Origin of the sequence: Streptomyces sp. NPDC059477, from assembly GCF_042749375.1 — a bacterium.
Lineage (GTDB): Bacteria > Actinomycetota > Actinomycetes > Streptomycetales > Streptomycetaceae > Streptomyces.
In genome coordinates, this window is record NZ_JBHYUG010000010.1 from 111,363 (window position 1) to 135,488 (window position 24,126).

At 68.3% G+C, this 24,126-nt stretch carries 15 protein-coding genes; 8 read left to right on the forward strand and 7 right to left on the reverse strand.

The window, feature by feature from the left end:
* The first annotated feature begins 72 nt into the window (after window positions 1-72).
* A complete protein-coding gene (locus ACFXAZ_RS07945; protein WP_384586464.1) occupies window positions 73-252 on the forward strand; it encodes a hypothetical protein in 180 nt (59 codons plus the stop codon).
* A 318-nt stretch (window positions 253-570) separates the two neighbouring features.
* Window positions 571-2,784 (forward strand): tetratricopeptide repeat protein, encoded by a 2,214-nt coding sequence (locus ACFXAZ_RS07950; RefSeq protein ID WP_384586466.1) that lies wholly within the window; start codon window positions 571-573, stop codon window positions 2,782-2,784.
* Window positions 2,785-3,340: 556 nt separating this feature from the next.
* On the opposite strand, the gene ACFXAZ_RS07955 is transcribed toward ACFXAZ_RS07950, so the two are convergent.
* Entirely contained in the window at window positions 3,341-6,472 is a 3,132-nt protein-coding gene (locus ACFXAZ_RS07955) for a DEAD/DEAH box helicase (RefSeq protein WP_384586468.1), read from the reverse strand.
* Window positions 6,473-6,806: 334 nt separating this feature from the next.
* Between ACFXAZ_RS07955 and ACFXAZ_RS07960 the strand changes: the two genes are divergently transcribed.
* The 4 genes from ACFXAZ_RS07960 to ACFXAZ_RS07975 are packed head-to-tail and all read left to right on the forward strand — an operon-like array spanning window position 6,807 to window position 15,206.
* Complete coding sequence (locus ACFXAZ_RS07960) at window positions 6,807-8,270, forward strand: PD-(D/E)XK nuclease family protein (RefSeq protein ID WP_384586470.1); 1,464 nt, start codon at window positions 6,807-6,809, stop codon at window positions 8,268-8,270.
* Window positions 8,267-9,451, forward strand: a complete 1,185-nt coding sequence (locus ACFXAZ_RS07965; protein WP_384586472.1) for a hypothetical protein — start codon at window positions 8,267-8,269, stop codon at window positions 9,449-9,451. The genes ACFXAZ_RS07960 and ACFXAZ_RS07965 overlap by 4 nt, the downstream gene beginning before the upstream one ends.
* Entirely contained in the window at window positions 9,448-12,717 is a 3,270-nt protein-coding gene (locus tag ACFXAZ_RS07970) for a hypothetical protein (RefSeq protein WP_384586474.1), read from the forward strand. The genes ACFXAZ_RS07965 and ACFXAZ_RS07970 overlap by 4 nt, the downstream gene beginning before the upstream one ends.
* Window positions 12,711-15,206, forward strand: coding sequence for an RNaseH domain-containing protein (locus tag ACFXAZ_RS07975; RefSeq protein WP_384586476.1), 2,496 nt, complete (start codon window positions 12,711-12,713; stop codon window positions 15,204-15,206). The genes ACFXAZ_RS07970 and ACFXAZ_RS07975 overlap by 7 nt, the downstream gene beginning before the upstream one ends.
* Before the next feature lie 17 nt (window positions 15,207-15,223).
* Here the strand turns inward: ACFXAZ_RS07975 and ACFXAZ_RS07980 are convergent, their stop codons facing one another.
* On the reverse strand, window positions 15,224-16,459 hold the full coding sequence (locus ACFXAZ_RS07980) for a toll/interleukin-1 receptor domain-containing protein (protein ID WP_384586478.1): 1,236 nt from the start codon (window positions 16,457-16,459) through the stop codon (window positions 15,224-15,226).
* 291 nt (window positions 16,460-16,750) lie between these two features.
* Between ACFXAZ_RS07980 and ACFXAZ_RS07985 the strand changes: the two genes are divergently transcribed.
* Window positions 16,751-17,161, forward strand: a complete 411-nt coding sequence (locus ACFXAZ_RS07985) for a hypothetical protein (RefSeq protein WP_384586480.1) — start codon at window positions 16,751-16,753, stop codon at window positions 17,159-17,161.
* On the opposite strand, the gene ACFXAZ_RS07990 is transcribed toward ACFXAZ_RS07985, so the two are convergent.
* Window positions 17,135-17,536, reverse strand: a complete 402-nt coding sequence (locus tag ACFXAZ_RS07990; RefSeq protein ID WP_384586482.1) for an ArsR/SmtB family transcription factor — start codon at window positions 17,534-17,536, stop codon at window positions 17,135-17,137. The genes ACFXAZ_RS07985 and ACFXAZ_RS07990 overlap by 27 nt on opposite strands.
* Window positions 17,537-17,740: 204 nt before the next feature.
* Here ACFXAZ_RS07990 and ACFXAZ_RS07995 point away from each other — a divergent pair, with 204 nt between their 5' ends.
* Complete coding sequence (locus ACFXAZ_RS07995) at window positions 17,741-19,726, forward strand: heavy metal translocating P-type ATPase (protein WP_384586484.1); 1,986 nt, start codon at window positions 17,741-17,743, stop codon at window positions 19,724-19,726.
* Between the two features lie 139 nt (window positions 19,727-19,865).
* Here the strand turns inward: ACFXAZ_RS07995 and ACFXAZ_RS08000 are convergent, their stop codons facing one another.
* The 4 genes from ACFXAZ_RS08000 to ACFXAZ_RS08015 all read right to left on the reverse strand — a co-directional run bounded on the left by ACFXAZ_RS08000 (window position 19,866) and on the right by ACFXAZ_RS08015 (window position 24,109).
* Complete coding sequence (locus tag ACFXAZ_RS08000; RefSeq protein ID WP_384586486.1) at window positions 19,866-20,762, reverse strand: alpha/beta hydrolase; 897 nt, start codon at window positions 20,760-20,762, stop codon at window positions 19,866-19,868.
* 161 nt (window positions 20,763-20,923) lie between these two features.
* The gene (locus ACFXAZ_RS08005; RefSeq protein WP_384586488.1) at window positions 20,924-21,874 is read right to left on the reverse strand and encodes an MBL fold metallo-hydrolase; all 951 of its coding nucleotides are present in this window, start codon (window positions 21,872-21,874) and stop codon (window positions 20,924-20,926) included.
* A 217-nt stretch (window positions 21,875-22,091) separates the two neighbouring features.
* Window positions 22,092-22,961 (reverse strand): fumarylacetoacetate hydrolase family protein, encoded by an 870-nt coding sequence (locus ACFXAZ_RS08010; protein WP_384586490.1) that lies wholly within the window; start codon window positions 22,959-22,961, stop codon window positions 22,092-22,094.
* 47 nt (window positions 22,962-23,008) lie between these two features.
* Window positions 23,009-24,109 (reverse strand): amidohydrolase family protein, encoded by a 1,101-nt coding sequence (locus ACFXAZ_RS08015; RefSeq protein ID WP_384586492.1) that lies wholly within the window; start codon window positions 24,107-24,109, stop codon window positions 23,009-23,011.
* Window positions 24,110-24,126: the final 17 nt, after the last annotated feature.

A 24,126-nucleotide genomic window follows, 5' to 3' on the forward strand; every position in this document is an offset into this window, starting at 1 on the left:
GCTACGGGGCGCCGGTCTGCGTACGGCGGCAGATCTTCCACAACCACCACGCGGTCCGCGCCCTGGAGCAGCGTGGCGCGGTCTCCGTCGAGGAGCTGGGAGAGGCCCCCCGCCTGCCCCCTGGTCACCAAGGTCCACAACGAGGCCCGGCGGTTCGCGGACGAGGGTTACGACATCCTGCTGATCGGCCAGCAGAGCCATGACGAGGTCGTCGGCACGACCGGGCAGGCCCGGACCGGATCCACCTCGTGAGCGGCGCCGAGGACGCGCCCACGCCGGGCGTGGACGAGACCTGGCTGCTCGACACCGGGACGGTCGGCGTCACCCGAACACCTGTCCCGACTCGGGTACGACCAGGTCCACAGCGAGAGGGACGCAAGGCTGAAAAAACCTTACTGCCCTGGTTTCCTGTTTCCATTTTCACCGGAAACAGGAAACACCTAACACTCTGGCCCCGCTTATGGGATGCTACTTTCATCCGCCAGGACGGGGCCATTTTGTGTGCCCATAGTCATTTCTTCCGTGAATCTCTTGCTGTCGGCGGACCATACTGAAGAGGCACTTGGGGTCATGACAGAAGTCACCCGTTGTTTCGGGCGCGAGCTCCGCAGGAGACGAGGCGAACGCGGATTCAGTCTGATTGAGTTCTGCGAGCTGGTCTCCTGCAGTAAAGGCCATCTCAGCAAGGTGGAGAGGGAGCTGGCAGCGCCGACCCGGGAGTTCGCCCTACGCTGCGATGAAGCTCTGGAAGCACAGGGTGAATTGGCGGCACTCGTCAGCGAAGAAACATCAAGAAAGAAGAGGGGCAGTAAGTTGAAGACGATTTTCGGACTTCCCGCTCCACCCTCTCATTTCGTCGGACGCTCCGAGGAATTGGCTCGCATTGCCGATCATCTCACCGATGAATCTTCGGGCGCCGTGTGCGTAGTCAGTGGCCTGGCAGGAGCGGGTAAGACCGCTCTGGCAGTCCGCGGGGCCTGGAACGCACTGGCTTCCTTTCCCGACGGATGTTTCTTTTTCGACCTCGGGGAAGAACCGCCCGGCTGCATCCGAGATGTCCTCCACTCGCTGCTCAGGCTGCTTGGCGTGCCCTTGGAGCAGCTGCCGTCCCGGCCTGATGCCCTGGCCAACCTGTGGCGCAGTCACATCACCGACAAGCGGCTGCTACTCGTTCTCGACAATGTCCGTAGCACGGCGGACATCACTCCACTGCTTCCGGCCGAGGCTGGATGCAAGTTCCTCGTCACCAGTCAGAAGCGCCTGAGCGCTCTCGACGATGCGACACATCTGTCCCTCGGAGTGCTGAGCGGCGCGGAGGCCGACGCGCTGTTCCGCTCAGTCGGAGGGGAGCCGGCCGCGGATGCTGCGGACCTCAGTGTCCGCGCGGTCGTGGAACACTGCGGCCGGCTGCCGCTGGCGGTGCGTATCGCCGCCGCTCGATTCCGCCGCGGTCCGATGCGGAACGTGGCCGAGCTCGAAGACAGGTTGTCCTACGAGGCCCACCGGCTCGACCTACTCGATGACGGGGATCGCAGCGTCACCGCCGCCCTCAGCGTCGCATGCAAGGGCCTGACCGTGGAGCAGCGTCGAGTTCTCGCACTCCTGGCCCTGCATCCTGGGCCCGGCACCGACCTCCATGACGTGGCGGCCCTTGCGGACGTCGATCTGTTTCGCGCCGGAATCCTCACAGATGGGCTTGCGGACATGCATCTCGTGGCCCATGAGTCGTCCCATCGCATCACGATGCACGGCCTGGTGCGCCAGTTCGCCCGGCTCGTTCTCCTTCCTGGCCTGGCGGTCGAGGACCGGCACGCCGCTGTCCTGCGTCTCCTCGAACATGGTCTCCGTCTCACCGTGGCCGCGGACAAGTTGCTCACTCCCCAGCGTTACCGGCCGCCTGTCATCCTCGACGACTTCCCCGGGAAGGCAGCTCCGTTCAGTGATCGAGCGACAGCACTGAAATGGATCGAAACGGAGTGGCACAGTCTCGTCATCCTGTGTCACACCGCAGCCGAACAAGGGCTGCATTCTCTGTGCTGGCAACTTGCCTTTGCACTACGGGACTTCTTCTTTCTCACGAAGCGGTGGGGTCCATGGATTGAGACCCATGTGCGCGCGGTCGAATCCGCGACAGCCGCGGGTGCTCGTACGTGGCTGGCCATCAGCCTGGGCAACCTCGGTATCGCTCACTCGGACCGAGGCGATCTGACCGTGGCCGTCGACTACTTCAAGCAAGCGTTGGTCCTGTATCAGGAGTTGGGCGACGACCACGGTGTGGTCAACACCATCTCCAACCTGGCCTGGGCCGAACTGTACCTGGGCGAGTACGAAAGGTCCCTCAAGGGCCTGCGCACAGCGCTGAGGTACTACCGCCAGTTGGGGAACACACGAAATTCCGCCATTGCACTCCGCGGTATCGCGCTGTTGGAGGCAGAATTGGACCACTATCCTGCCGCTGTCAAGCACGCTCAGAAAGCCCGTGCGGAATTCAACGCTCTGGGGCTGGATCTTGACGCCGTGATGGCGATGAACTGCGCGGCCTGGGCCCATTTCCGATCCGGCAACCATCAGGCCGCCGGTGCCGGATACGAGGAAGCGTTGGCGCTGGCCGATAAATGCGGCAGCCGCTACGAGAAGGCACGTGCTCTCACCGGGCTCGGCAACATCCACCGAGCGGCGGACGACCGGGAGGCAGCGACTGAACTATGGGCGCGGGCCGACGCCCTGTACGGCGGGCTCGAACCGGTGATGCTCGGGGAAGCGCGTGTCCGCCTGGCCTCCTGATGTGCCGCGGCATCTCCCCGTGCCGACCCGGGAGCTGACCGCGGCGCAGGTGCTCGCGGAGCTCAAGGCGCTGCGCAAGGGCTTCGGTTTCAACGATCCCGGCGCCCTGAGCCGTACCGGTCGAGCTCTTCGCCGTGTCGCCGGTATCGCCCCCGGTGAGGGAGGTGCGGTGGAGCGTGCCAAGCTCAAGAGCTGCTTGCTGGAGCTGATCGGCACGCTCCCCCCGGAGATGGCCACGCTCGGCAGACGAGCACTCGCCCTGGACGGTGCCGGTTCCGAGCGGTTCGGACAGCGGCTGCGCCGCATCGCCGCACAGCTCGACCGAGACCCGCGCACCGCCCGCCGACGAGTGGACACCGTGCTGGAACGCCTCGCGGAGGAAGCGGTCGCAGCCGGTTCGGGTCGGTCGCGCCGACCCGGCGACCTCGGGGCCCCACAGCCAGGCACCGGCGTCTGCGCAAGCAGTGGCCTGCCTCCGTGTCTCCCACCCCGGCCAAGAGGTCCCCGCCGACGGGCCGGGTCTCCGAACGGAGACCGGCCCGGATCCAACCGGAGGTCAGTCGGCCGAAGGCGGGAGAGCATCGAGGAAATTACCGTCATCGGTGGCTCCCTGCGCAGCCGCAGCGGCCTCCCGCACCACGCGCTGCCGGTCGGCATCACCGCCGACACAGTCGAGCAACAAGTCGGGATCGGCCGCGAGGATACCCGCGGGCGTGGTCAGCCCGGCCCTGGCCAGGCTGAGGTAGACAAGCCGACGGAGCGGAACCTCCGCGTGCCAGGCAAGGGGAACCAGATCCGCGACGATGCCCAGTTCGAGCTGAACGGGCAGGACATCGGGCATGCTGCCCAGCTCTGCGGTGGGGTGAATGCCGACGGCGATCTCGATGACGGTCCCGATCACATCAGCAGCGCGCTGCACCGCGTAGTGAACCGGGCCAGGAGCATCCGGCCTCGTGACCTTCGTCTGATCGCCGATCACCCGTTCGATGTCGGCGAGCCCGATCCCCTCCGCCCACATCAAACAGGCAAGAGTCCGCCGTGCCCGGCCGATACTGACGCCGTTCCGCGCCGGCGCACCCATGAGTCTGAAGACCATCGATTCGTCGGCCCCGCGGGCCTTCAGTCCTCCGGCGAGGCGGGTGTGTTCCTTGTACGGGGTGCGCGGAAGCCAGTCGAACCGGACGTCGGCCAATTCGGAGGTGAGCTGCGCGGCGCAGATCAGGGTGGCGGGGTTGATCCGGTTCTCCGGCACCGCCCGCAGTGCCTCCGCCACCGCGGCGACGGAGTCGACGCCGAGGCCGCTCCGGACAGTGAGCCTGCCCAGGTCCGTCAGGGCGAGCCCGTCCGGCAGGTCCTGTGGTCCCATCGGCGTTCCTTTCAGGAAGCCATTGGTGACGAGTTCGCCCACCATGCGCCGGACTTCCGCGCTCGGGAACGGATCGGCCGAACCGCTCGCCCTGGACTGGTGCGCGGCGAAGGTGGCCGCCAGGAAACGCTCGACATCCGTCCCCGAGCGGCGGCCGAGGACAGCGGGTTCGGCAAGGCCGGCCAGGATCACGGCGCGCGCATCGGTGGCGGGATCGACCAGCGCCGACCGTACCGGCTCCGGCTCCCCCTGGACGTAGCGCTGCCACTTCTGATCGGTGTCGGCGCTGCCCCGGGCCAGGATGATGGCCCGCCCCTCCTTCGCCTTGCCGGTACGCCCCGCCCGGCCGGCCATGTTCTTGTACTCGGAGACGGAGTACGGGCGGCCCTCCGCCGAGGGGTGCTCCAGCTCGCTGATGACGACGGAATCCGCGGGCAGATTGACACCCTGGGCCAGCGTTGTCGTGGCCACGAGCACCCGCACCTCGCTCTCCTGGCTTCCGAAGGACTGCTCCAGGAGGTGCCGTTCCATGGTCGTCAGGTCTGCGATGTGAAAGGCCACACCCCCTTCCAGGCAGGTTCGCAGCAGGTCCGTGGTCCGCCCACGGTCCGCGCTGGACAATGCCGCGAGCGGAGCGTGAGCAGGGGGCAGACCGAGCGTGCGGGCGAGCCTGCGGGCGAGCTCGCGGGCCCCGCTGCGCGTTGCCTGGAAGACGATGACCTGCTGTTCTTTCGCGACCAGCTCGGCCACCAGGCGCGTGAGCAGCCGACTGCCCCCGGCGGGCTCGGGGGCGGCCTCCGGTTCCAGCAACTGCTCGGCCGACTCAGCGCCTTGCTGGTCCCGGTACCGGAGGCGACCGTCCGGGCCCATCACTCCTTCGAGCAAGGGGACATCACGTCGGGTACCCGTCACCAGATTCGCGCGAAGCCACCGCGCGAGTTCGTGGGGCTTGCCAAGTACGGCGGAGAGTCCCACGATCTGAGGCGTCTCGGTGGAACCGCCCTCCCTCACCCGCAGCCAGGTGAGCAGCGTCTCCAGCAACGGGCCGCGCTCGGGCAGCATGAGGGACTGGATCTCGTCGATGACCAGGACACCCACGTTCAGCAGGCTCGGGCTCTTGGGCAAGAGCCCGATGAACTTCTCATAGGTGAGAATGGCGACCTCGTACTCGCCCTTGATCAAATTGACCATGTGGTCTCGCAGCTCGCCCGTGGCACGGATCACCCTGAATCCGAGAGGCTCGTAGAGGATCCGGAAATTCTCATACTGCTCATTGACCAAAGCGCGCGTGGGGAGCAGAAAGACTGCCTTCTTCCCGTCGGTCACAGCTCGCATGGCACTCAGCTCGCCCACCATGGTCTTGCCCGTTGATGTCGGTGCGCTGACCAGGACGTTCATTCCTTCGAGCAGCGCGCCCTCGTTGATGGCGTCGACTTGCAGTCGGTTGAGCTTTCCGATGCGGCTCCGCCATGCCTCCAGCACCGGAGGTGGAATCTTGTATTCGGCGAGTGACGAGAGGTCGGCGTTCACGGACATCGGCCTTGTGGCGTCTGGAGTCGCCTCGTAGCGCGGGCCCTTCGAGAAGATCTTCAAGGGGAAATTGGAGAAACTTCCGCCCAACACAGGGTCCTGGGTCGACTGGAGCCGGCTCCGCCTGTGGGAGCTGACACTCTTGGTCACGAAGTGAGCCAACTTGAGGATGTACACCTTGCCATCGTCGACGGCATCGGAGTGGCCCAGCAGTCCTTGGATCAGATAGTGGCTGAGCAGGCCATGGCGGACGCTCGCGTCCTCGAATGCCTCCTGGTCCCGGTCGGAAGCAGCGATGACGGCGACACCATCCTTGCGCAGCTCGTCGAGCCTCTTCGTGGCCGAGACGGCCCCATTGCGGCTGGTGGAGGCATCCTGCGGGACGGGGAGCACCTTGTCCGCGGCATGCCCTGAGAAACAGCAGTCCAGGACCAGGAGCAAGGCACGTGCCGGGATTTCACGGATCAGATCGGTGAACTCGTCCAGCGAAAAAGCGCTTTCGACCGGCTTGTCCGGCAGGACATCATACGTTGCGAGGGCGCCACCGGGGATGCCATGTCCGGAGAAAGCGATCATGACGAAGTCGTCGGGCATACTGGCCTCGGCCAGGTGTCGCATTTCTGTCACAAATCTTTCCTTGGTGGCATCGCCGTCCAGGAGTACGGTTGATTTCCCTCCAAGGTTGTCATCGAACAGGGCGCTGAGCACAGTGGCATCCCGCTTGGCGAACCGCAAGCTTGTGAACTCCGATTCGTAGTAGTCGATACCGACGAAGAGTCCGTGCGACCTCATGCCACTCCCTCAAGAATGCAGCTTCCCACCGGGCAATTCCGGTGAGCCCCGACAGGATGCTGGAGGAGCGGTACGATTTGCAACCTGATTGGGGAGGACAGTCGATTTTCGGAACCCGAGGTGTTTTCCGATTGTTTTCAAAGGGGGAATGGCCATGAGTAATGCGCGCAGCGCTGCCGCGACACCTGCGAGTGGCGACCTTGTTCGAATGAATCTCGCCGACGTTCGAGGCGGTGAAAGGGAGTGCCCGCACAAGCTGGCAGCGAAGATACGCCCCGCCCGACCCCGCCCGCGCCGGGTCGCCGCACCTGCCGGCACCCTGACCACATGGTCGATGGGCCCGCTGCACGACGTGCTGGATCTGGTCGAGTTCAAGCAACTGACCGCGGCCGAGGCCCTGATCGATTGGAGAGCGGCACCAAAACGTCCCGTTCACCCCGCGCTGGCCCAGTGGACCGAGCAGGCCGTCCATGGCTACCTCACCGCGGTCGCCGCGCTACGGGCGGCACCCGGCGTACCGTGCGGCGAACCGCTGGAGCCCGTATCACGCTTGTGGGCCCGCCAGCGGGGACCGCTGAAGCCCGGCGACCCTGACATGTACGAGGAACTCGTGACCGACCGGCGCTACGCCGGGCACGGGGTCCGCGAACTGCGCGTCGTACGCATGGGGTCGGTGCGCAACCGTCCCCGGGACGACATCGAGATCGCGGTGGCCGTAGGGGTACTGGCCGGCGGACGGCCGGTGTTGAGTTCCAGGTGGGACAGGAACCCGCTGAGGCTCGGACAGTCCGAATCCGCCCGGCTGGTACGCCTGGTGGAGATCGGCTGCGCCGACGCCTCCCACCGTGTCCTCTTCGAGGGAACTCGCGCGGAAGCGTACGCGTGCTACGACTCAAGCGTCGAGGCACACATCGAGCAATTGATCGCGGGCGGCTCGTATCGCCCCGGCGAGAAATGCGGCGGGTGCGACGCCGTCGACAACTGCCCCGCGGTCCCCTCCGTTCCGGGCCTCCTCGGAGTCAGCGCCTCCGGCTCTCCCCGCCGCTCCTGGTCGGTGACGACGGGACGTACCCATCGCCGATGCCCTGCCCGCGCCCATATGGAGAGCCTGTTCCTGCCGAGGGACGCCGCGATCGAGGACAAAGAGGCCATCACACGCGGCAAGGCCGTACACGCATGGATCGAGAGTCGTCACCGCCGCACACCACAGCAGCCCTGCGTACCGGATGACGTGCCCGGTCCGCCGGAGGCTTGGGAGTACGGGGGATGGCGGGTGACCGGACTCCAGGCCCGCCTCGGCATCCAGATGATCGGTGACCACGCTCTCGTCTGCCCGCTGCGGGACCGGCCCGAGGACACAGAAGTCCATCCGGAGCGGGCGATTGCCGTGTACGACCCCGACGCCGACGTCGTCATCGTCGCCAAGACCGACCTGCTCTACCGCGTGTCCGACCGATGGGCCCTGCGCGAGACGAAGACCGTGAGAGCCCTGAGCGAAGGGGACCCCTTGGAGCAGCATCCGCAACTGGCACTGGCCGTGCTGCTCGCTCAGGCCGGCGCGCTGCCGGGAGCCGGGCACTGGCAGGTGGAGCTGGAGCGGCTCACCGGCAGCGGGCCGGTCGTGACCCAGCTCGATGTCACCGCCCCGGATGTGATCGCCCGGGCACAGCACGTTCTGGACCCGTACATCACCCCGTGGCGTGCCGACTCGCAGTATCCGACCAAGGCCGGCAAGGCGTGCGAGGACTGTCCGTTCACGCGGTGGTGCCCCGACGCGGCGAAGAGGAGCAGCACATGACCGAGTGGCTGACCGGTCCGCGGGACGACCCGGCCGAACGCGCCCACCGTGTGGTGGCGGCAGCTCTGCGGGCCGCCTACGCATGGACGGCCCGGCGGCATCGGGGCGACGCCATGCGAGAGGTCGCGCGGATGACCGGTGTCGTCATGGAAGCCCATGGACCCGGCCGAGGGCCCACGACCCCTCTGGAACTCGTCGGCTGTCTGCGGCAGCCCCTCGGACGGCTACCGGCCCTCTCCGCCCAGGCGGACGAGCCCATCGCACAGGCGGTGCTCCTCGACAGCGACGACCGGCTCACCTCGGACGCATACGACCTGGCATGTGAATACGCGCTGCCGGTCGGCGGGCCGTCCGCGTCCGACCGGTGGAAGCCGACCTGGGCCCAATGGATGCCGACGTGGACCTGGATGCACGCCGACAAGATCCGTGGCGACACGTTCAATGCACTGAGGGACGGCAACGGCCAGGAAGGCTATGTCGCTTCCCGGCGGTTCCTCATCGAGCACCCGGCAGGCCCTCTCTCCGAGCTGCGTGACCTGATCAGCAAGACCGGGGTACGGCTCCCGCCCAGGGGCTACACCGACATTCCCGCCGATCACCTCCACCGGTCGTCCGGTGGCGAGACATGGTGGTGGCCCTGCGCCATCTGCCGCTGGCCGATGGGAGTGTCGGGTACGACCGTACGCTGCCGGTACAGCCCCCATGCCGCCGTCTATCAGCTGACCGGGGGCAGGACGGCCAGCTCCCGTCCCTCTCTGAGCCGGGTCGATGAAGGACGTCCGCGGCTGGCCACACCGGTGGCACGGCCGGCGGACGATTCCCGATGTCTGGAATTCGGCGTCTGGCGATTTGTGGTGGTTCCCGGGGTGAGCGAACTCAGGGTCAAGCGCAGCCTTGAGGAACTCGGCGCGACCGTTGAACTCTGGCCCCAACTCGACAGCTACGACCTGCACGTACAGGCGGGCGACAAGAAATGCCAGATCGATGTGAAGGAGTACCGCTCGCCGCACCGCCTGATCGCCGACCTTCGGGCGAAGGCGCCCAGCGCCCACGCCCGGATCCTCCTCCCGAAGACACACGAGCACCAGCTGGAAACCCTGAGAACCGCTCTGCCTTCGCTCCGGTTCACCACCGAGACGAAGTTTCACTCCGAAGTACGACGAGCGCTGAGGACGGTATGAGCACCCCCGTACCTGGCTCCGAGAAGATCTTTCCCCGCGTACTGGGGGCCGCGATCGGGCTTGCCGCCAGTTTCTTCCCCATCGAGGACAGCGGCGGATTCAGGCGTACGACCACTCGTGACGACGTTCTCTACATTCTGGACGGCCACATCGCGGACTGGTCCGGCTGGCGTGATCTTCCCGAGAGGGACGCGCGCCGCTTCACGAAGCTGCTGCGTCGGCGCCCCAACCAGATGGCCAACGCGGAGGCGGCAGGCAAGATCCTCGACCGTCTCCTCGGCAGCGGCCAGATCCCCGGCTGCACCGCGGTCGACGACCGAGGAGGCGGTCCCGGCCAGATCGCCGTCGACCCCGGAATGCCCCTGTCCACCTACGTGGACGGTTTTCTCAGCCAACTCGACGAACTCTACGCGGCGAAGAACCGAGTACTCGCGCCCGCCCAAGTCGGTCCTCACATGACCACGACGGGGGTGACCGGGCCGGACGGCCAGCGGCAGACGTTCGTCGACTTCCATTTCGAGATCCGCCCCCACCACGTCGACCCCGGGCACCCGCTTCCCACCATCCGTGACGCACCGGGCCTCAGCGAACGCTTCGTCCCTTTCGAGGAGTTGCGGCAGATCGCGCAACGCATCGACCAGGACGAGCGGGAACGCGGGAGAAGTGCCTACCGCGAAACGGCGGTGGACCGGTTCGCCCGGCAGATCCGCGCTCGCGGGAAGGACTCCGTCGAGGGCCTGGACCTGACGGCCGGCAACCTCAACGAACTCCTCGCCTACACGGGGTTCGGGAAGTCGGTCGTCCTCATCGAGACGTTCGCCTGCTGGGCCGTCGGCCGCGGTATTCCCGTGGCCTTCGTCCTGCCGACCAACGCGGATGTGGTCCGGGCCGTCCACGGCATCGAACGCGCCCTGGAAATCTGCGGCGTGGAGCCCAAGGGCGGGATCGTGCCGCTGGTCTCACCCCGGGCGCTGATCAAGGTCGCCGAGACCGCGGCGGCACGGGTCACCAAGGACGGTCCGGACGCGGACTGGATCTGGGAGCGCTTCGGTTACGGCTGCGCACTCGCCGCGGTGGCCGACTCCGACGATGGCGTGGACCGTTGGCAGCCGGGCAGCGAACCGTGCGCAAGGCTGCGCAAGCCGTCCCGGGGTCGTAAGAAGAACATCACGGTCTCGTGTCCCTGGCGGACCACCTGTGGACGCTATCGGGCCGCGCGCCAGGCGTGCACGGCGGATGTCATCGTCACCTCGCACGCGAACCTCCTGCTCGGCGTGGTCCAGACACCGGTGGAGGACGGCTACGGCGGGGACGACCGGCTGACCGTGGAAGAGCTGCTGATGCGGCGTTGCCAGATCATCGTCATCGACGAGGTCGACGTCTTCCAGAGCACGGCGATCGACCAGGCGGGCCGCCATCTCGTCCTCGACCACGCGGGACGGACCAACACCCCGCTGCGTAAATTCGATGAGGACTTCGCCGCCGCGTTCGGGCGTCTCCAGGACGAGGTCGACGCCAGTGTCCGCGACGCCTATTTCACTCTCCGCTATCTGTCCGAGAACTACGTGAGCCATCTGACCTACGAGCGCCTCGGTGCCACACCGCCCGCCAAGGGACGCCGACCACGGGGACCTGGACGCTACTGGTCGGTGCCCCGGCGCTGGGACAACTGGCTGACCGCCCGGCTGTTCGGCCTCGACACCGAGAAGGTCAGCGCCAAGCAATTGGAGATGTTCCGCTCGCTCTTCCTCGACGAGATGCCACCCCATGATGACGAGCCCCCATCCTTCGAGGACGCCCGACGACACCTCGCGTCGGTGGTCACCGGCGGGTCCGGCGGCCTGACCCTACCGGCGGCGCGCGTCGCCCTCGAACGACTGGTCAAGCATGTCCCCGAAGAGCACCGGACCAGGGTCGTCAACCGGATCCTGCGCCGGGCCATCCTCGAACGTATCCGGATGTTCCTGCATCGACTGCTGGCCAACAACGCCCAACTGGTCGACATCGGCGTCGAATCCGCCCAGGAGATCGCCGACGCGCTGGGAACGTACGGTCGTTGGCGCGTGACGCCGACCGGCCCACTGGGACGGCTCGTCTTCGCCTTCACCGAGTACTACGACGACACCGGAGGCCAACCCGCGCGCCTGTCGACGGCCGCGTTCGGCGGCGATCCGCACACCTACACCGTGGGACTCGGCGACACCACCGCGCTCGCTCATGCCGGGGTCCGCCGCATCGTGCTCGGGATGTCCGCCACCTCGTACTTCCCGGGCGCTCCCCATCACCACATCCACACCACCCCGAAGTGGTGGGTGACAGACGACAAGGAAGACGCGGTACGCATCCTGTCCGCACCGATCGACGACGAAGAGGGCCGGCCACGCCGGATCTCCGGCCTGGAGGGAGTCGAGCGGGCCGCCGCGACCCAGCGGATCGCCACGGCACTGTGGGACAGATACCTGCGGACCGAGCTGGAGGAGCTGAAAGTCGAGAAGCCTGGACGCGAACGGGTCCTCCTCGCCACGACGTCCTACGAGGCGGCACGCCACGTGGCCGAAGGGCTGTCCACGGCCGGCGTCGACTCCATCCGCATCTGCCTCGCGGTACGTCCGGGCACTTTCGCGGACGATCAGCAAACGGCCGTGGACACCGGCCGTTGGCGGGAACTGCCCGCCGACCGGCTGGAGAGCTTCCCCGCGGTCCGGGGAGCCGACATCCTGATCGCTCCCCTGGCCAGGGTGCAGCGGGGAGTGAACATCATCGGGGAAGGCGACAGATCCGCCCTGGGGTCGGTATGGCTGATCGTCCGGCCGATCCCCCTGATCGACGAGCCGGCGGAACTTGTCGCGCACATCCAGGCACGAGCGCTGGCCGAGCACCGCGGCCCGTCCAGCGACCCCCGGGCCCTGCTGGCGGAACGCCGGAAGGTCGCGGGCCAGTATCTCGACGAAATCATCCGCCGCCCGCCGTACTTCCAGGCCCAGCCACTCGACGTCAAGCTCGGCGTGGTGGCCGAGATCATCAACGGAGCCGTTCAGCTCATCGGCCGGGCCCGCCGCGGGGGCACCGACGCCACCCTGCGCCTGGTGGATGGCGCCTTGCTCGACTCCACGGGCGGCACCGATCTGGCCACCCTCATCCTCAAGCTGAGGAACAAATGGCACCGCGAAGGAGTCCTGCCCGCCATGCAGCAGTACTACGGGACGACACTCGAAGCCTTTCTCCACTACGCGGAACGGCCCACCGAGGGGAACCTCCCGTGTTGATCACCCTCGCCTACCTCGTCCCGCGACAGCATCTGAACACCTTGCTCGGCGCCATCACGGCCTATCCGCTCACCGAGGAGTTCAAGACGGGCTGGGACGATCTGCCCAAACGGGAGGGCCAACGTCAGCCGCGCTACTCCGCCCTGGCCACGGGGCTCGTCGCGGCCACCGGGCAACCCGTCAAACTGTTCGGGGAGCACGAACTCGCCGAGAAGGAACATCTCACCGGCAGCCGGATGCTGCTCCTCACCAGCGACGCAGCCCTCGACGGTCGCCTGAGGGTCGCCGTGCAGGCATGGGAGAGGCACATCCGTGACGGGCAGGGAAGCAGCGTTCTCGCCGGGCTGCTGCCCGACCCCGAACAGGCACGCTCCTTCGCCGATTTCATGACCTTCCGACCGGGACAGGTTCCGGTCATGCCGGGCTGGGTGTATCGCACCGCGGAATGGCAGGTGATGCGGCAGTTGGCCGCGACATCCATGCTGGTGGACGGCCGCCAGCCCGTCGGTCTGTCGATGGACACCGATGGGTCGTTGCTGGCCTGGGACCCTGACGATCTGCTGGTCAACCGTGCCGGGACTGCGTTCAGCATGCACAAGGTGACCGCACGGCTGACCACCCGCGTCGGCATCGAGGACCCTGTCCTCTGTTTCGACGCCCACTTGTCCAGGATCTCGCCGCAAGGGGACTGGGCCAAGAACGTGTGGGTCGACCGCGAGGAGGACAACGCACCCCTCCTGAGGCTCCCTCTCTGGCGCCGCCAGAACAAGGAGACCGGCGAGTGGCACAGCCATCTCGACCCCGCCATCGCGAAGATCCTGGAAGCGTGCCAACTGTCGCCGCTGGACATCCCCGACAAACTCCCCGACGTTCCCGGGGTGATCAGGCCACAGCTGGCGAGCACCCGATTCCACGCGCTCGGCAGCGGCCCCGGGCCGCGGTTCATGCTGCGGCTGCACGAGCACATCGTGTCCACCCTGCCGTCGCTCGTCCCCCTGTCCTACGAGTTCGACAAACGGATCAAGCTGGCGCCCCGCGTCACCAGCTACCCGGCCGACGGGCTTCTGCCCGACGCGGTCGGACCGAGCGGTTTCCGAAAAGTCACCCTCGCTTGCGTGTACGCCACACCCGCGGGGCGCGACCGCATGCTGGCCGAACTCGCGGAGCTGACGGGACGTCCGGTGAATCCGGCGGCAGGAAAGCCGGCCACAGCCGTCAACGCCCGCTGGGACGTCCTCGCCCGCCACTGCCCGGATCTACTCGCCCACGACACGGTGAACCGCGCGGCCTTTCTCACCTCGCTGGACCTGCCCGCAGGCGAGGACCACTTGGTCGCCGCCTGGCTGGAAACCAAGTACCACCCCGACGTCACACGCCCCGAGATCGACGCCAAGCCGCATCTGAGGCGGTTGTTGGGACACCTGGGGATACCGACCCAGTTCCTCGCCACCGAGCCCACCATTCTCCCGCCGAAGACCACCCCGCCCAGCCCCGAGACCAAGAAGCACGCGGCCCGTGCCGCCCTGCGGGACTTGCTGCGGGCCGCCGGGGTCCTGGACCAGCGTCTGCTGGACGCCGTGATCGCGGGCGGACGGCCCCATGGTCTCGCCAGAAAAGCCCTGCTCGTCGGCGTCCACGCCCGCAGACAGCAGACCGGAGCGGAGGGCAAGCCTCTGATCCTGACCATGGTGGCGCTGTACGTCGACCCTGACGACCTGGCGAGCTGTCAGGTCCTGGTGTACAGCGACCGGCGGCAGGCGTGGGTCCGTGGTGCCCAGGGAGTGGCGGACTTCCACGCCGGTGCCATCGGAAGCACCCGCTTCGGCCGCACGGGAGAGAAAGCGGAGCTGACCCGTGACGTCATCGAGGTCAGACTCGGTGCCCTGCTCGCCTTGAAGCCCCCGGGCACGCCGATGGTGATCTTCGTGGACACACAAGAGACCCGGACCATCTGGCCCGGACTCCAGAACGCGCACCTCGGTGCCGGCCCCTTGCCCGGGGACACCTTGCGCGCCGCGGGGGGCGATGTCGCGATCGTCCGCCTGAACACCGAGATCAGCGAGATCGGACGGCCCGTCACACGCCGCGAGAAGGCGAACATGCCCAGCGATCCGGCCAAGCCGGCCGCGCCGGAGCGGAAGGTGTACCGGCTCGCGGACACCGACCGGCACTGCTGGCTCTTCGCCGGCCGCTCCGCGTCGATCAAGGCCAAGGGCGGTGACAGGGGTGCGTTCTACACACGCTGGACCCTGCCGCCCGGGCTCACCTCCCAGCTCACCGTCCCGTGGCACTCGTACACGGGCAAGGAGATCGTGGTGGTGAGCCCGGGATCCTGGGCTCCCGAACAACTGGCGAGCCTTACGGCGAGCCTCTGCGAGCAGGCCCTCTCCTGGGACGACCGCACTCAGATGCCGGTCCCGCTGCATCTTGCGACCGTCATTGACCAGGATCATCCCGACTACCGCGTGTCAGGGGAGCTGGAGTTCTGACGGCTCGGCTGCGCCGGTCAGGATTCGGTGCCGCTCAGCGGTTTGAGAACGCTGGGCGGCAGTTCCCCGAGCGGCGGACGGGTGTGCCGGGGGACCCTGGTCATGGCCCGCAGCAGTTCGTCGATGCCTTCGCGGTTCATTTGCTTGATGTCATAGTGGTCGGCTGTCCACGGCTGCAATGCCTCGGGGATATTGTCCACCAACTCGTGCGGCAGGACAACGGGCAGCACCTTGGCCATCCACTCGTCATAAAGGACGTGAAGCTTCTCCTTGATGACCTTGGACTCGCTCCTGATACCCGGATTGTCAGACCCTTCGCTTTGTCCGTCGAACACCTTGCGGCAGATGGGTGAGGCGAGGACGACGACAAAATCGACCGCGTTGATGAGCCTGAGTGCCCAAACGGCCCAGTCCTTGCGGCCGGCAGCGTCCCATTGGTCCATATGGACGTCGATGCCGTTCCTGACAAGGAGGTTGCCGAACTGACGGGCAGACTCTTTATGCAGAGGCGAGTCGTGCGCGTAGCAGATGAAGACCGAGGGGTGATACTCGCCCTTCGATTCATCGGCGGACGCCGAGAGCGAGGGCGTGACGACTCCGGGGGCCTCTGTGGATGGTGCGAGCCTCAGCAGAAATTCGTTCGGCGACTGTGTGGGCCGGTACTCGGCGCCGGGGCCGAACGGGAGGTCATACCGCACGGAGAACCCCACACGTTGCTCGGCCTGCCCGGTGGGAGTGAGCAGGACGACCCAGGCGGCGTAAGAGCCAGGGCGTACGCCGGTCTCATCGAGGGATACGTGCCTCCATCGCACACCGCTCCCGCCAATGCCGAACACATCGACCCGGTCCGTGGTCGCTGGGAGGAGGGCGTGCGCGGACGCGCTGTCCGCGCTCGGAACGAAGTTCAGGAACTGGTTGAGCACGTAGGCCTTGGGCGTCTCCGCGTACGTTCCGAAACGGGGGATCGCGTCGACGACAACGACACGCTCTTCTTCCTCACCGGAAGTGAAGTCGAATGCGATTTCGAACCAGGTCGGCCAGGGAAGGCCGAGTTCAAGTTCGAGTTCGTAATTGACCTTGATGAAATGGACGTCGTACCCGTCGAACATGCCCGCAGGAGCGTCGATGCGGTCCACCTGCCAGTTGCGCAGACCTACCGCGCCGATACTGACACCATTCGGTGCCGATTCCATCCTCCTGCCGCCTTCGTCGGCAACGGTGAGATCAATACGGACATGGTTCTGTGAATCCACTGATGCGCCTTTCGATGTCTCACTGCGGTGACGCCACAGTAAGCACCTCTTCATCACCTCATAGGCCACAGCCGATCATTCGTCAGACATCTGTCAACTTTCCACCTTCTCCCGAGCACGCCGACACGGCCGATGAATCCTTCACGGTCCGGCCAGGTTCGACTACTTTCTGTGAGCAAACGGAATGCCGGACCACGGTGCCGGCTGCCCGGCGTCCAACAGGCGGATGGACCGGCCGCGCGAACGGCACACCCCGCCGTACAGCAGACAGAAGGGTGACGGTGGCCGCGTATGTCACACCACACCACGGTGACGTTGGAGCGCAGTTGGGCGGCCAGGTGCATGGGGGTCCTGCTGTGTCTGGCGGTGGCGGTCATCCATGTCGTGGACCAGGGCGGGGTCACGGCGACGCGGGATCCGTATTACGTCGGCGTCGCGTATCACGTCCTGGAGATCGCGGCCCTGGTCGCCGCCCTGCTGCTCCTGTTCGGCCTCGTGCGGGCGGGCTGGCTGCTGGCGGTGGGTGTCGCCGTCGGGCCGCTGCTGGGGTACGTCCTCTCCCGGGGGCCGGGGCTGCCCGACTACCACGATGACGTCGGCAACTGGACGGAGCCGCTCGGGCTGGTCAGCCTGGCCGTCGAGGCGGCCCTGTTGCTGCTGTCGCTGCCGCTCTTCCTACGGAGTGGGCGCCGCCGTCCCTGAGACCGCGCCGGTCTGCGGGGCGGGGAGGTCGCGGACGCCCAGGCGCAGGTGCTCGACGTGGTAGAGGGCCTGGTCGAGGAGTTCGGCCACGTGGTTGTCGTAGAGGGCGTAGATGATCGAGCGGCCCCGGCGCTCACCGGCGACCAGGCCGAGGTTGCGCAGCAGCCGGAGCTGGTGGGAGCAGGCGGAGGGTTCCATGCCGACGGCGGTGGCGAGTTCACCGACCGCGCACGGGCCCTCCTGGAGCCGGGCCAGGATGTGCAGGCGCGAGGGCGTGGCCAGGGCCTGGAGGGTGGCGGCGACATCGGAGGCGCCGACGGCGTCGAGGCGTTCGCGGGTGGTGGCGTTGCCGGCGGCGTCGTTTCCATGACCCATGGGGCCATCGTAGACAATTATATGTGAAGATGTGTTCAGGTGTTCCTGTATGGTGGCTCCCCGGGTGGCTCCCGGGTGGCTCCGAGTGGCTCGGTGCGCCTCTGCGCGGGCGCAGGTGCCCATCTGCTCTGCCGTCTCTGCCGTCTCTGTCCTTTCTGCCGTGCTGCCGTCCCGTCGTCGTCCGCCCGTGAAGGGTTGTCTGTCATGTCCGCTGTGTTGGAGGAGCGTTCGGCGTCGGCCGTCGTCGGGGCGCGGTCCGGGCCGCCGCGACGGCGGACCCGGGTGCTGGCGCTGCCGGAGGCCCGCTGGGCGCTCGCGGCGCTGACGCTGTTCCTGCTCGCGCTCCCGCTCCAGCTCTTCGGGCTCTCCGCCTGGCTGTGGGGTCCGCTGCTCGCGGCGACGTACGTCACCGGCGGCTGGGAGCCGGGCTGGGAAGGGCTCAAGGCGCTGAAGGAGCGGAGCCTGGACGTCGACCTGCTGATGGTGGTGGCCGCGCTCGGCGCCGCCGCGATCGGGCAGGTGCTCGACGGCGCGCTGCTCATCGTCATCTTCGCGACCTCCGGCGCGCTGGAGGCCATCGCCACCGCCCGTACCGCCGACTCCGTGCGCGGGCTGCTCGACCTGGCGCCGGAGACCGCGACCCGGCTGCGCCCCGACGGCGGCGAGGAGTCCGTGCCCGCCGCCGTGCTCAGGGTCGGCGAGGTGATCCTCGTACGGCCCGGCGAGCGGATCGGTGCCGACGGCCGGGTGCTGCACGGCGCGAGCGATGTCGACCAGGCCACCATCACCGGCGAGCCCCTGCCCGTGGCCCGGCGGACCGGCGACGAGGTCTTCGCGGGCACGCTCAACGGCACGGGCGTGCTGCGCGTCCGCGTCGAGCGGGACGCGGCCGAGTCGGTGATCGCCCGGATCGTGGCGATGGTGGAGGAGGCCGCCGCCACCAAGGCGCCCACGCAACTGTTCATCGAGAAGGTGGAACAGCGCTACAGCCTGGGCATGGTCGCCGCCACCGTCCTGGTCTTCGCGATCCCCCTGCTGCTCGGCTCCGACCTGCGGTCCGCGCTGCTGCGGGCCATGACCTTCATGATCGTGGCCTCGCCCTGCGCGGTGGTCCTGGCGACGATGCCGCCCCTGCTCTCGGCGATGGCCAACGCCGGGCGGCACGGCGTCCTGGTCAAGTCCGCGGTCGTCATGGAACGCCTCGGCCGGATCGACGCCGTCGCCCTCGACAAGACCGGCACCCTGACCGAAGGCACCCCGCAGGTCACCGACGTACGCCCGCTGGACGGCTCCGGTCTCGACGCCGGGGCCCTGCTGCGGCTCGCGGCGGCGGCCGAGCATCCCAGCGAGCACCCGCTGGCCCGGGCGGTGGTGGACGCGGCCCGCGAGCGGGAGCTGGATCTGCCGTCCGTGACGGACTTCGACTCCACCCCCGGTACGGGCGTGACGGCGACCGTGGAGGGCCGCACGGTGACGGTCGGCAGCCCCGCCCGGCTGCTCGGCTCGGCCGAGGCGGACATCGCGGCGGAGTGGGCGGAGTGGGCCGAGTGGGAGGCGGACGGCCGTACGGTCGTGGCGGTGCTGGTCGACGGGCGGCTCGCCGGGGTGCTGGGCCTGTCCGACCGGCTCCGGCCCGAGGCCGCCGCCACCACCCGCGCGCTGCACCGGCTGACCGGCCGGACCCCGGTCCTGCTCACCGGCGACAACCCGCGCGCCGCCGCCCGGCTCGCCGAGCGGGTCGGGATCACCGATGTCCGGGCCGGACTCCTGCCCCAGGACAAGGTCACCGCGGTCAAGGCCCTCCAGGCCACCGGCGCACACGTCCTCGTCGTCGGCGACGGCGTCAACGACGCCCCCGCCCTGGCCACCGCCCACACCGGCATCGCCATGGGCCGGGCCGGCTCGGACCTGGCCCTGGAGAGCGCCGACGCGGTGGTCGTCCGTGACGAACTCGCCACCATCCCGACGGTCGTCAATCTGTCCCGGCGGGCCCGGAAGCTGGTCGTCCAGAACCTGGTCATCGCGGGTGTGTTCATCGCCGTACTCGCCGCCTGGGATCTGTTCGGCACCCTGCCGCTGCCGCTCGGCGTCGCCGGCCACGAGGGCTCGACGGTCCTCGTCGGCCTCAACGGGCTGCGGCTGCTGGCCGACCGGGCCTGGCGGGGGGCCCGTCCGGAGGAGGTGGGGTGAGCCGACGCGTGCGGCTCGCGCCTGGCCGACCGGCCGACCGGCTGGCCAACTAGCCGACGGCTGCCTGCCTGCCTGCCTGCCTGGCTGACTGACTGACTGACCGCGCCCTCGGTCCCCTCCGGACGGTCCGCCGCGGCGGCTACTTCCCGCCTCCGTGACCCCCGCCGTGACCGGCCGCCTCGTGGATCTTCTCCACGACGACGTCCGGGTGGGACATCATCGCGACGTGCGAGGAGTCGATCTCGACGACGTGCGACTTGGCCCGTTTGGCCTGGAAGCGTTCCAGGTTCGGGGCGATGGCCTTGTCGTTCTTCGCGACGATGAACCACGAGGGGATCGTCTTCCAGGCCGCCTTGGTCGCGTTCTGCGCGAACCCGGCCTGGGCCACCGGACGCTGCTCGACCGCCATCACCCGGGCCTGCGCCTTGGTGAGGTCCGCGGCGAACACCGAGTGGAACTTGTCTTCCTTGATGTACAGGTCGGTGCCGGTGGCCGTGCCGTCGGAGTAGGGGACGGGACGGATGGCGGGGCCCAGTTCACTGCCGGTGAACTTCCCGGACAGCGCGGCCGGGTTCTCGCCCACGTCCGGCATGAAAGCCGCCACGTACACCAGGGCCTTCACGTTCGGGTTCCCGGCCGCGGCCTGGCTGATGACCGCGCCGCCGTACGAGTGCCCGGCCAGCACGATCGGCCCCTTGACCGACTTGAGGACGCTGGCGACGTAGGCGGAGTCACTGAGGACCCCGCGCAGCGGGTTCGGCGGGGCCAGCACCGGATAGCCCTGGGCCTGGAGGCGGTCGACGACGGCGTTCCAGCCGGACGCATCGGCGAAGGCGCCGTGCACGAGGACGACGGTCGGCTTCACCTTGCTCTTCGCCGATGCGGAGTTGTCCGCCCCGGACGAGTCGCCGCCGGCCACCGCGTAGCCGGCGACGGCGACGACCGCCGTCGCCGCCAGCGACACCGCGCCCACCCGCACGAGGCGGTGACGTATCGGACCGGGAGTACGGGACGGGGTACGGGATGACACAGCCATGGGAGGTCTCATTTCCGGAGAAGGGGGGCTGTCGCTCCGAGCCTTCACCCGGTCTCCGCACCTCCGCCCGCCCAGCGGGGCGGGAGAGTGAACGGTCTCCACTCGTACGGGTGCGTCTCTCGTTTACGGGTACGTCGCGTGGCCCGCAGGCGCGTCGGCCGCTACCGCGCCCGGCTCAGCGTGCGCCACCTGGCCATTTCGGCCGTCAGCCGGTCGAGCGGCAGCGTGAGGGTGGACGGCTCCAGATGGCGGTACTCGCAGTACAGGTTCGCGACGATCCGCTCGCTGTCACCGAGGGCGGCGAACGGTCCGAGGTCGATACGGCGGGCGGCCTCCGGCCAGGTCCGCCCGGCGCCGTGGCTCTCGGCCGCGTACCCGCCGATGAAGTCCAGATAGTCCTGGACCTGCCTGATTCCGGCGATGTCCGTCACCGGCCCGTGCCCGGGGACGACGGTCTCCGGTTCCAGGGCGATCATCCGGTCACAGGCGGCGCTCCAGGAACTGGCCGGTCCGGCCCACATGACGGGCGTGCCCCCGATGAAGAGAAGGTCGCCCGCGAAGAGAACCCGGCTGTCCGGTACCCAGGCGATCACATCGCCGGAGGTGTGCGCGGGGCCGAGATCGTGGAGATCGACGCGGCGCCCGCCGACGTCCACGGTCAGCCGGTCCTCGACGGCGACGGTCGCGTCCCGGAACTCGATGCCGGAGTGGTCGAAGGGCCCGAAGGCCTCCTGGAGGTAGGCGGCGACCGAGGGGTCCGTCTGTGCCGAGGTCAGCTCGGCGTAGCCGCCCGGCGCGAACTCGCGGAGTTCCTCGTTGAAATGAGGGCCCGCGTAGATGTGGGTGTCCGGCGGGACGAGCTGATTGCCGTAGCAGTGGTCGCCGTTGGCGTGGGTGTTGACCAGATGCCTGATCGGCGCGGAGCGGGTGAGCGGCTCCAGCCCGGCCAGCATCTCGCGGGTGAGGGCGAGATCGAAGAGGGTGTCGACGAGCATTCCGGCACCGTCCCCGGCGATGAACCCGGCGTTGCTCCATCCCCAGGAGCCATCGGGAAGAAGCCAGGCGGAGACTCCGTCGGCCAGCGGGTGCAGGCCCTTGGTGTAGGGGGGCATGGGAACCTTCCGGTGAGGGTGGACGGGAGGGGTGGGGAGGCTGGTGAGGATGGCGGGGTGGGGGTGGGTCGGTGGGTGGGTGTCAGTGGCCGGTCGGGAGTCGGCGTACGGGCGGGTGTCAGTCGCGGATGTCAGTCGCGGGTGTCAGTCGCGGAGGGACATCGACGTACGGGCGGGTGTCGGCGTACGGACAGTTGTCGACGTACGGGCGGATGTGTCAGCGGCGCGCGGCCAGCCCATGCACCGCAGGACCGACCACAACCCGGTTCTCGACGGTGCCCAGTTGCTCGCTGCGCAGCGTGACGGTGTCGCCCGGCGTCAGCCATCCCTCGTACGCGCCCGGCGAGGTGTCGACCTGTTCCAGCAGGCAGCCGCCGGGGATGGTGCCCGAGCCGATGACGTCGCCGGGGCGCAGCGGGGTGCCTCGGGAGATGTAGGAGATGAGTTCGGCGAAGGACCAGTCCATGGCACGGCTGGAACCGTGGGCGATCTCCGTGCCGTTGACAAAGGCGCTCAGCCCGATGTCCGCCGGGTCGAGTTCGTCGGGGGTGACCAGGCAGGGGCCGAGGGTGAGGGCGCCGTCCTTGCCCTTGGCCTGGCCGATGCCCTGGGCGATGTCGCGGAGTTGCAGGTCGCGGGCGGTCCAGTCGCAGAAGAGGGTGTACCCGGCGACATGGTCCAGGGCCCGCTCCGGGGACAGGTCGCGGCCGGGCCTGCCGATGACGACCCCGATCTCCGCCTCGAAGTCGAACCACTTCGCACCGGGCGACACCGGCACGTCGTCGCGTCCGCCGAAGAGCGTGGCGGGGTTGGCGAAGTAGAACGCCGGGATCTGCCGCCACACCTCGGGCAGTTCGCCGGGTTGGCCGATGGCGCGCAGACAGCCGCGCACATGGTCGAGGAAACACGCCCCGTCGCGCACGGACCCCGGACGCGGAACGCTCGGCAGGAGTACGGCCTCACCGACATCGGCGACGACTCCGCGCCGACGCGCTTCCCGGCCCGCCTCGGCGAGGACGTCCGGGCCCAGCCCGATCAGCTCCTGGATCCCGAGAGGGGTGTCGAGGGCGAACAGCTCACGGCCCACGCGTACGCCGGTCCGTGTGGCCCCGTTCCATCGGTACGTCGCCCACTTCACGGGATCAGCCCCAGCCGGGCGGCGTTGCCACCGGCCACGCGGTCCCGCTGCCCCGGGGAGAGCCCGGCGGCGGTCAGCCGGTCCAGCGGATCGGTGACACCCATGTCGTAGGGATAGTCGGAACCGAGCAGGACCTGATCGGCTCCGACGGTGTCGACGAGGTGCCGCAGCGCGTGCGGGGTGTAGACGAGCGAGTCGAAGAAGATCTCCCGCACATACTCCCCCGGCGGACGCGCACATGTCCGGGCCTCGGGACGTTCCCGCCAGGCGTGCTCCGCCCGGCCCAGATGGACCGGCAGATAGCCACCGCCGTGGGCGGCCAGGATCCTGAGCCGGGGGTGTCGGTCGAGGGCGCCGGAGAAGATCAGGTGGCTGAGCGCGATCGTGTGCTCCAGGGGCTGGCCGATCACGTTGTAGAGGTACCAGTGGTCGAGCCGGCCATCGACCGTGCAGCCCAGCGGATGCAGGAACACCAACGCCCCGAGTTCCTCGGCACGCGCCCACAGCGGGTCGAGGGCGGGGTGGGAGAGATCGACGCGCTCGACGGGACCGACGGCATCGACGGCACCGGGAGCACCGACAGCATCAAGGCGACCGGCGGGGCCGACCCCTTCGCGGCGCTGAACGCCATCGCCGTACGGCGCGAAGGAGGAGATCTCGATGCCCTTGAGTCCGCAGGTGAGGACCGCGTGCTCCAGCGCCTCGACCGCGAGGCCGGGGTGTTGCAGCGGGACGACCCCGAGCCCGGTCAACCGGCCGCCCGCCTGTGCGCACATCGCCGCGACGGCCTCGTTCGTGGCCGTGAAGATCTCACGGGCGAGGGAGGGTTCGGCCCAGTAGTAGTACTGGGAGGGGCTGGGCGAGACAAGCTGTACGTCGACTCCCGCCGCGTCCATGGCCTTGATCCGGACGTCGAGGTCCGTCAGCGACCTGTGCGCGTCACGGGACATCCGAAGGGTGACCCGAAGCGACTCCGGCCCCATGAGCCGGGCCTGCTCCTCCTGCTCCCGCCGCTTGCGGGAGTTGCCCTCCACCAGCAGCTCCACGCTCGGCACCAGTGCGTGTGCGTGTACGTCCGTCACCGAGACGCCTGTCATGACACGACCCCTTTCCG

What these genes read in the sequence shown, in the direction of transcription:
- ACFXAZ_RS07950 (WP_384586466.1), top strand. Translation starts at nt 571, where the DNA reads ATGACAGAAGTCACCCGTTGTTTCGGGCGCGAGCTCCGCAGGAGACGA.
- ACFXAZ_RS07955 (WP_384586468.1), bottom strand. Translation starts at nt 6,472, where the DNA reads ATGAGGTCGCACGGACTCTTCGTCGGTATCGACTACTACGAATCGGAG.
- ACFXAZ_RS07960 (WP_384586470.1), top strand. Translation starts at nt 6,807, where the DNA reads ATGGGCCCGCTGCACGACGTGCTGGATCTGGTCGAGTTCAAGCAACTG.
- ACFXAZ_RS07965 (WP_384586472.1), top strand. Translation starts at nt 8,267, where the DNA reads ATGACCGAGTGGCTGACCGGTCCGCGGGACGACCCGGCCGAACGCGCC.
- ACFXAZ_RS07970 (WP_384586474.1), top strand. Translation starts at nt 9,448, where the DNA reads ATGAGCACCCCCGTACCTGGCTCCGAGAAGATCTTTCCCCGCGTACTG.
- ACFXAZ_RS07985 (WP_384586480.1), top strand. Translation starts at nt 16,751, where the DNA reads ATGTCACACCACACCACGGTGACGTTGGAGCGCAGTTGGGCGGCCAGG.
- ACFXAZ_RS07990 (WP_384586482.1), bottom strand. Translation starts at nt 17,536, where the DNA reads ATGGGTCATGGAAACGACGCCGCCGGCAACGCCACCACCCGCGAACGC.
- ACFXAZ_RS07995 (WP_384586484.1), top strand. Translation starts at nt 17,741, where the DNA reads ATGTCCGCTGTGTTGGAGGAGCGTTCGGCGTCGGCCGTCGTCGGGGCG.
- ACFXAZ_RS08000 (WP_384586486.1), bottom strand. Translation starts at nt 20,762, where the DNA reads ATGGCTGTGTCATCCCGTACCCCGTCCCGTACTCCCGGTCCGATACGT.
- ACFXAZ_RS08005 (WP_384586488.1), bottom strand. Translation starts at nt 21,874, where the DNA reads ATGCCCCCCTACACCAAGGGCCTGCACCCGCTGGCCGACGGAGTCTCC.
- ACFXAZ_RS08015 (WP_384586492.1), bottom strand. Translation starts at nt 24,109, where the DNA reads ATGACAGGCGTCTCGGTGACGGACGTACACGCACACGCACTGGTGCCG.